Genomic DNA, 7,166 nt, shown 5'->3' with positions numbered 1-7,166 from the left:
GGCGGGTGGCTGTTCAGTACCAAGGCGTTGATGCCCAATTTCGGCCGGCTCAATCCGATGAGCGGACTGGGGAACATGTTCTCCAAGCGCGCCCTGGTCGAATTGGTCAAGGCCATCGGAAAAACCGTCCTGGTCGGCACCATCGCATGGATGGTCATCTCCGGCCAGACGGAGCAAATGCTGGCGCTGAGCGCCGAGCCGCTGCATACCGGCTGGGCGCACATGGGCGACCTCCTGCTGACCGGCTTCCTTACCATCGTGTTCGGGCTGGTCATCATTGCGCTGATCGATGTTCCCTACGTACTGTGGAACTACGCCGACAAGCTGAAGATGACGCGCGAAGAAGTCCGCCAGGAAGCCAAGGAATCCGACGGCGACCCGATGGTCAAGGCGCGCATCCGCCAGATGCAGCGTGAAATGGCCAAGCGTCGCATGATGTCTGAAATTCCGACCGCCGATGTCGTGGTGACCAACCCGACCCACTATGCCGTCGCGCTGAAATACACCGAAGGCAAGATGCGCGCCCCGACCGTGGTTGCCAAGGGTGCTGACGAAGTGGCAGCGAAGATTCGTGAAATCGCCGCAGAACACAAAGTCGCGATGTTGGAAGCGCCGCCGCTCGCGCGTGCCCTCTATCGCCACACCGATCTCGGCGACGAGATTCCGGCCGCACTGTACACCGCGGTCGCCGAGGTGCTTGCCTATGTCTTCCAGCTGCGCACCTACAGCACCCATGGCGGTATGAAGCCTGCAGTGCCGGGCGACATCGCGGTGCCGCCGGAACTCGATCCGCATAATGCCGCTTCCGGCGCGCCTGGCAATAACGGGACAATGCAATGAACGGCCTGACGCTCCCCGCATGGCTGTCCGGTTCGGCGAACAAGGCGCTGGCCGCGCCTATCCTCATTATCATGATGCTGGCAATGATGATTTTGCCATTGCCGGCATTCGCGCTCGATATCTTCTTCAGCTTCAATATCGCGCTGTCCATCATCGTGCTGCTGACCAGCCTGTACACCGTCAAGCCGCTGGATTTCATGGTGTTCCCGACCGTGCTGCTGGTGAGCACCATGCTGCGCCTGTCGCTGAACGTGGCGTCGACACGCGTCGTGCTGACCGAAGGCCATACCGGCCCGGACGCCGCCGGCAAGGTCATTGAAGCCTTTGGCCACTTCCTGATCGGCGGAAATTACACGGTCGGTATCGTCGTGTTCATCATCCTCACCATCATCAACTTCGTCGTCGTCACCAAGGGCGCAGGCCGTATCGCCGAGGTTGGCGCGCGCTTCGCCCTCGACGCAATGCCGGGCAAGCAGATGGCAATCGATGCCGACCTGAATGCCGGCCTGATCGGCGAACAGGAAGCCCGCAGCCGCCGTACCGAAGTGGCGCAGGAAGCAGAGTTCTACGGCGCCATGGACGGTGCGAGCAAATACGTCCGCGGCGACGCCGTCGCTGGCATCCTGGTCACGGTCATCAATATTTTCGGCGGACTGATCGTCGGCATGGTGCAGCACGACCTCGCCTTCGATTCCGCGATCAAGAACTACACGCTGCTCGCCATCGGTGACGGCCTCGTCGCGCAGATCCCGTCGCTCATCATCTCGACCGCGGCAGGCGTCGTGGTGTCGCGCGTGGCGAGCGAGCAGGATATCGGCGGCCAGCTGATCAACCAGCTCTTTGCGAAGCCGGAAGTCCTGTACATCACCGGCGCAATTATCGGCGGTCTCGGCATCATTCCCGGTATGCCGCACATCGCCTTCCTGCTGCTGGGCGGCGCGCTCGGCGGTGGCGCTTACCTGATGAAGAAGCGCAAGGCGAAGATCGCTGAAGCGCCCCCGGTCGAGCAGGAAGTGGCACCGGTAGCGGCACCGGAAATGGAAGAAGCGACCTGGCAGGACATCATGCCGGTCGATACGCTCGGCCTCGAAGTCGGCTATCGCCTGATTCCGCTGGTCGACAAGGGACAGAGCGGCGAACTGCTGCGGCGGATCAAGGGCATCCGGAAGAAGTTTGCGCAGGAAGTCGGCTTCCTGTCCCCGCCTGTGCATATTCGCGATAACCTCGAGCTCAAGCCGTCGGCATACCGCATCGCGCTCAAGGGCGTGGAAGTCGGCAGCGGCGAGGCTTATGTCGGCCAGTTCCTCGCGATCAACCCGGGCATGGCGCAGGGCGCCTTGCCGGGCACGCCGACGACCGATCCGGCATTCGGCCTGCCCGCGACCTGGATCGACGCAGGCATGCGCGAACAGGCACAGGCGATGGGCTACACGGTGGTCGACGCCGGCACTGTCATCGCAACCCACCTGAACCACCTGATCACGACGCACGCAGCCGAACTGCTCGGCCGCCAGGAAGTGCAGCAACTGCTCGACCATCTTGCCAAGGAATCGCCCAAGCTGGTCGAGGACCTGGTGCCGAAAGTCGTGTCACTGTCCGTCCTGCAAAAGGTGCTGCAGAACCTGCTCGCCGAAGGCGTCCATATCCGCGACATGCGCACGATCATCGAGACGCTGTCCGAGTACGGACCGGTCACGCAGGACCCGAACGAACTTACTGCACAGGTGCGCATTGCCCTCGGCCGCGCCATCGTGCAGCAGATTTTCCCGACGTCGAACGAGCTGTCGGTCATTACCCTCGACAGCCGCCTGGAACGCATCCTGATGCAGGCACTGCAGACCGGCGGTCCGGAGGGCGCCGGCATCGAGCCCGGACTGGCCGACAACATCGCCGCACAGACCGAACGCGCCGCGCAGCAGCAGGAGCAGATGGGCCTGCCGCCGGTCCTGCTGGTGCCGGGTCCGCTGCGTCCGCTGCTCGCGCGCTTCCTGCGCCGTGCGCTGCCGCAGCTGCGGGTCCTGTCGCACGCCGAACTTCCTGATTCCAAGACGATACGAGTTACAAGCCTAGTTGGAGGCCAAGCATGAACGTAAGAAAATTCTCCGCCAAGACCTCGCGCGATGCATGGCGCCTGGTGCGCGAAGCGCTGGGGCCAGACGCGGTAATTCTCTCCAACCGGACGATCAACGGCATGGTTGAAATCCTGGCGCTTGCGCCGGAGGACATGTCATCCCTTGCGGAGCCGGTCATCGAAAAGCCCGTGAAGCCGAACCTGTCGGAATCGACACTGGCTGCCTTCGGCGTCAAGCGCCAGCCGGAGCACGTTGCCCCGGCGGCGTCACCCTCGTTTGCCGCTGCGCAGAGAGTCGAAAGCGACCAGGCATCCAATCTGGCCGATGCGCTTGCCGCGAGCCGCGCTTCCTCCAACGCTGGCGCACACAGTGCCGACATCTCCGAAGTCATGTCCGAGCTGCGTGCGATGCGCGGCATGCTTGAATCGCAGCTCGCCGAAATCGCATGGAGCAGCCAGCAGAAGCGCGAGCCGATCAAGGCCGATGTCATGCGCGAACTGCTGTCCGCCGGCTTCAGCGCCAGCCTCGCGCGTTACCTGACGCAAAAGCTGCCGGCAGGCGAAAAGATGGAAAGCGGACTGGCCTGGGTGAAGTCGGTCCTGGCGCGCAACCTGAACGTGATCGCCAACGAAAACGAAATCCTCGAAAAGGGCGGCGTCTATGCGCTGGTCGGTCCGACCGGTGTCGGCAAGACGACCACCACGGCTAAGCTCGCGGCACGCTGCGTGATGCGCCATGGTGCAGGCAAGCTCGCATTGATCACGACGGACGGCTATCGTATCGGCGGCTATGAACAGCTGCGCATCTACGGCAAGATCCTCGGTGTGATGGTGCATTCGGTCAAGGATGAAACCGACCTGCGCATCGCGCTGGATGAGCTGAAGAACAAGCATACCGTGCTGATCGATACCGTCGGCATGGGCCAGCGCGATAAGATGGTGGGCGAGCAGATCGCGATGCTGTCCGGCACCGATGCCAAGGTCAAGCGCCTGCTCTGCATGTCCGCCACCTCCACCGGCGAGACGCTGAGCGAAGTGGTGCGTTCCTACCAGGGTGGCGGGCTCGCCGGCTGCATCATCACCAAGCTGGATGAGGCGGCCACCGTCGGCAACGTGCTCGACGTGCTGATCCGCCAGAAGCTCAACCTGTACTACGTTGCCAATGGCCAGCGCGTGCCGGAAGACCTGCATGTGCCCAACCAGCACTATCTCGTGGACCGTGCGTTCAAGCTCAAGCGCGAGACCGCGCCGTTCCAGTACCAGGACGACGAGCTGCCGCTGATCATCGGCAGCGCTGCCGCGGCGATGAATGACAAAGGCTTGCGCGAGGTGACCCTTGGCTAGTTTTGACTTCGATCAGGCCGAAGGCCTGCGGCGCATGCTGGCAGGGCCGAAGCCACGCGTATTCACCTTCCTGTCTGCGGCAACCGGTGAGGAAAAGGGCGCGATGCTGGTCAATCTCGGCGCATCGCTGGCGCAAGCCGGGCGTGATGTGCTGCTCGTCGATGCCAGCCTCCAGTCGGAAGGCATTGCCTCCCGCCTCAATGGCTTGCGCGGCGCGACGCTGACGCAGGTGGCGCGGCAGGAGCGCCGTCTGGAAGAGGCTATCCTGCCGATGCCGCAAGGTTTTGGCGTGGTGGCGTTGAAGCGTGGTCCGCAACGCACAGCGGTAAAGGATGTCGAGCTTGCAAGCCGTCTCGACGATGCATTCGAGCAGATCTCAACGCGTGCCGATATCGTCGTGGTGGACGCCGAGCTCGACCGGGAAGATTCGCTCGCGATTCCCGCGCTTAACGAAACGGAAATCGTCGTACAGGTGGCCAACAACCCGGACTCCATCAAGTCCGCCTATACCCTCATCAAGCGCCTGAACCACAAGCTCGGCCGCCGTCCGTTCAGTATTCTTGTCACCGGAGCGACCGATGCGGAAGCACAGGTCGTCTTTGAAAACATGGCCAAGGCGGCAAACCGTTATCTGGCTGTCAAGCTGAACTCCATGGGCTCGGTGCCCGCGGATGAACATTTGAAGCGCGCGATGCATCTCGGCCGCGCGGTGGTCGACGCGTTCCCGCTCGCGGGTGCGTCGGTCGCATTCAGGCGTCTGGCAGGGAGGGTTGTATTGTCGGATATGGCCGCAGCGGGATAACATGACGGTTCTGATAATGGTGCAGATGCACGCACCCTAAAACTATGTACACCGTCAGCGGAAAAACCGACAAGAACCAGTTGCTGGAGGAGCATGCGCCTCTGGTAAAGAAACTGGCACACCAGATGAAGGCGAAACTTCCGCCGAGCGTGGAAGTGGACGACCTGATCCAGGCCGGCATGATCGGCTTGCTCGACGCCGTCAACCGCTACGAGGAAAACCACGGTGCGCAATTCGAAACCTATGCGGTGCAGCGTATACGTGGAGCGATGCTCGATGAGCTGCGCAACAGTGACTGGCTACCCCGCAGCATCCGCCAGAACATGCGCAAGATTGAAGTTGCAATGAATAAATTGCAACAGAGGCTGGGACGGGTGCCGCTCGAGACGGAAATCGCGAAGGAACTGAAGATTTCGCTGGAAGAGTATCAGGAGATGCTCAACGAAGGCAGCGGCCACCAGCTGGTCTATTACGAAGATTTCCACGACAAGGACGAGAGCGATCACTTCCTCGATCGCTATTGCATCGACGAACAGAGCGATCCGCTGCAGGCGCTGATGAACAGCGGCTTCCGCGGAGCGGTCATCCGCGCCATCGAGGCGCTTCCCGAGCGGGAAAAGATCCTCATGGGCCTCTACTATGAGCAGGAAATGAACCTGAAGGAAATTGGCGCCGTCATGGGCGTGTCCGAATCGCGCGTCTGCCAGTTGCACAGCCAGGCAATCGCGCGCATGCGTTCCAGGTTGCGGGAGCAGGCGTGGACTGGGCTAGCCTAGCCGGCCTCGCGCTCGCCGTCATCGCTGTCCTGTCCGGCCAGGCGCTGGAGGGCGGGCATCTCGATTCGCTGATCCAGCCGGCGGCCTTCGTGATCGTCGTGATCGGCACCATGGGCGCTGTCTTGCTGCAGAGCGGAACGCAGACCTTCCTGCGCGGCGCGCGCATGCTGCGCTGGATCTTCGTGCCGCCGGAGGACAAGACCATCGGGCTGGCGCAGCAAATCACCATCTGGAGCGCGACGGCGCGCCGCGAAGGCTTGCTCAGCCTCGAGCGCTATGTCGAATCCGTGCAGGACGCTTTCACCGTCAAGGGGCTGCGCCTGATCGTGGACGGCATCGATCCCTACAAGATCCGCGAAATCCTCGATGTCGATATCTCCACCTATGAACGGCGCGAACGGCAGGCCGTCAGGATCTGGGAAGCCGCAGGCGGGTACGCACCGACGATCGGCATTCTCGGCGCCGTGCTCGGCCTGATCCAGGTGATGGAGAACCTTACCGAACCCAGCAAGCTGGGCGGCGGCATTGCCGTTGCCTTTGTCGCGACCGTGTATGGTGTTGGCCTGGCCAACCTGGTCTTCCTGCCCATTGCCAACAAGCTCAAGTCCCTCGTGGCCGACGAAGTGCGCCGGCGCGAAATGCTGACCGACGTGTTCTGCAGCGTCGCCAACGGCGACAACGCGCGCATCATCGAAGAACGCATCCTCGCGTACCGCTAGAGAGGCTCTTATGGCGCGAAAGAGATTCGACGACGATACCGACAACCACGATCGTTGGATGGTCTCCTATGCCGATTTCATCACCCTGCTGTTTGCATTCTTTGTGGTGATGTACGCGCTTTCCTCCATCAACGAAGGCAAGTACCGCGTGTTGTCGAATTCACTGGTGAATGCGTTCGGGCGCGTGCCGGTGTCGCCGGTCCAGGGGGAAAACGCGCCGGCCGGCTTGCCGCGTGCTCTGCCACAGCGGAACCGCAACGCCGAGGCATTGCGGCGCGAGAAGGAGCAGCTGACCACAGTGGCGCGCAACATCCAGGACGTGATGGCGCCCCTCGTCCAGCAGGGCAAGGTGCGTGTGACCCAGAGCGCGCGCGGCGTAAATGTCGAGATCAATGCGAGCGTGTTGTTCTCGCCGGGTGATGCAAGGCTTTCCGGCGAAAGTGTCGAAGCCCTGCGCGCCGTGGCGGAGGTGCTCAAGAGCGTCGGCCACGCCATCCAGGTGGAAGGGCATACCGACAGCGTACCGATCAAGAACGCACAGTTTCCGTCCAATTGGGAACTGTCCGCCGTGCGGGCGTCGAGCGTGGTGAGGTTGCTGATTGACAGCGGTATCG

General features: G+C 62.3%; 7 protein-coding genes. All 7 read left to right on the top strand.

Features of this window, described 5'->3' with window-relative positions; genetic code table 11:
• The coding region (flhB, locus tag AYR66_RS15520; RefSeq protein ID WP_088709838.1) for a flagellar type III secretion system protein FlhB at positions 1-840 on the top strand (840 nt) is incomplete at its 5' end.
• On the top strand, positions 837-2,927 hold the full coding sequence (flhA, locus tag AYR66_RS15515; protein ID WP_088708249.1) for a flagellar biosynthesis protein FlhA: 2,091 nt from the start codon (positions 837-839) through the stop codon (positions 2,925-2,927). The genes flhB and flhA, both read left to right, overlap by 4 nt.
• The gene (gene flhF, locus AYR66_RS15510; RefSeq protein WP_088708248.1) at positions 2,924-4,255 is read left to right on the top strand and encodes a flagellar biosynthesis GTPase FlhF; all 1,332 of its coding nucleotides are present in this window, start codon (positions 2,924-2,926) and stop codon (positions 4,253-4,255) included. The genes flhA and flhF overlap by 4 nt, the downstream gene beginning before the upstream one ends.
• Complete coding sequence (locus AYR66_RS15505) at positions 4,248-5,057, top strand: MinD/ParA family ATP-binding protein (protein WP_088708247.1); 810 nt, start codon at positions 4,248-4,250, stop codon at positions 5,055-5,057. The genes flhF and AYR66_RS15505 overlap by 8 nt, the downstream gene beginning before the upstream one ends.
• A 44-nt stretch (positions 5,058-5,101) precedes the next feature.
• Positions 5,102-5,833 (top strand): RNA polymerase sigma factor FliA, encoded by a 732-nt coding sequence (locus AYR66_RS15500; protein WP_088708246.1) that lies wholly within the window; start codon positions 5,102-5,104, stop codon positions 5,831-5,833.
• Entirely contained in the window at positions 5,815-6,552 is a 738-nt protein-coding gene (locus AYR66_RS15495) for a flagellar motor protein (protein WP_088708245.1), read from the top strand. Before AYR66_RS15500 ends, AYR66_RS15495 begins: the two co-directional genes overlap by 19 nt.
• Before the next feature lie 10 nt (positions 6,553-6,562).
• Positions 6,563-7,166: flagellar motor protein MotB (locus tag AYR66_RS29610; protein ID WP_206047190.1), on the top strand; the 604-nt coding region annotated here is incomplete at its 3' end.

It is taken from the genome of Noviherbaspirillum denitrificans, assembly GCF_002211445.1.
In the GTDB taxonomy this organism is placed as follows: Bacteria; Pseudomonadota; Gammaproteobacteria; order Burkholderiales; family Burkholderiaceae_D; genus Noviherbaspirillum; species Noviherbaspirillum denitrificans.
This window is presented reverse-complemented; position numbering and strand designations above follow the sequence as displayed.

Excerpts from the sequence above, each read along its gene's own strand:
- flhA (WP_088708249.1), top strand. The coding sequence starts at position 837 with ATGAACGGCCTGACGCTCCCCGCATGGCTGTCCGGTTCGGCGAACAAG.
- flhF (WP_088708248.1), top strand. The coding sequence starts at position 2,924 with ATGAACGTAAGAAAATTCTCCGCCAAGACCTCGCGCGATGCATGGCGC.
- AYR66_RS15500 (WP_088708246.1), top strand. The coding sequence starts at position 5,102 with ATGTACACCGTCAGCGGAAAAACCGACAAGAACCAGTTGCTGGAGGAG.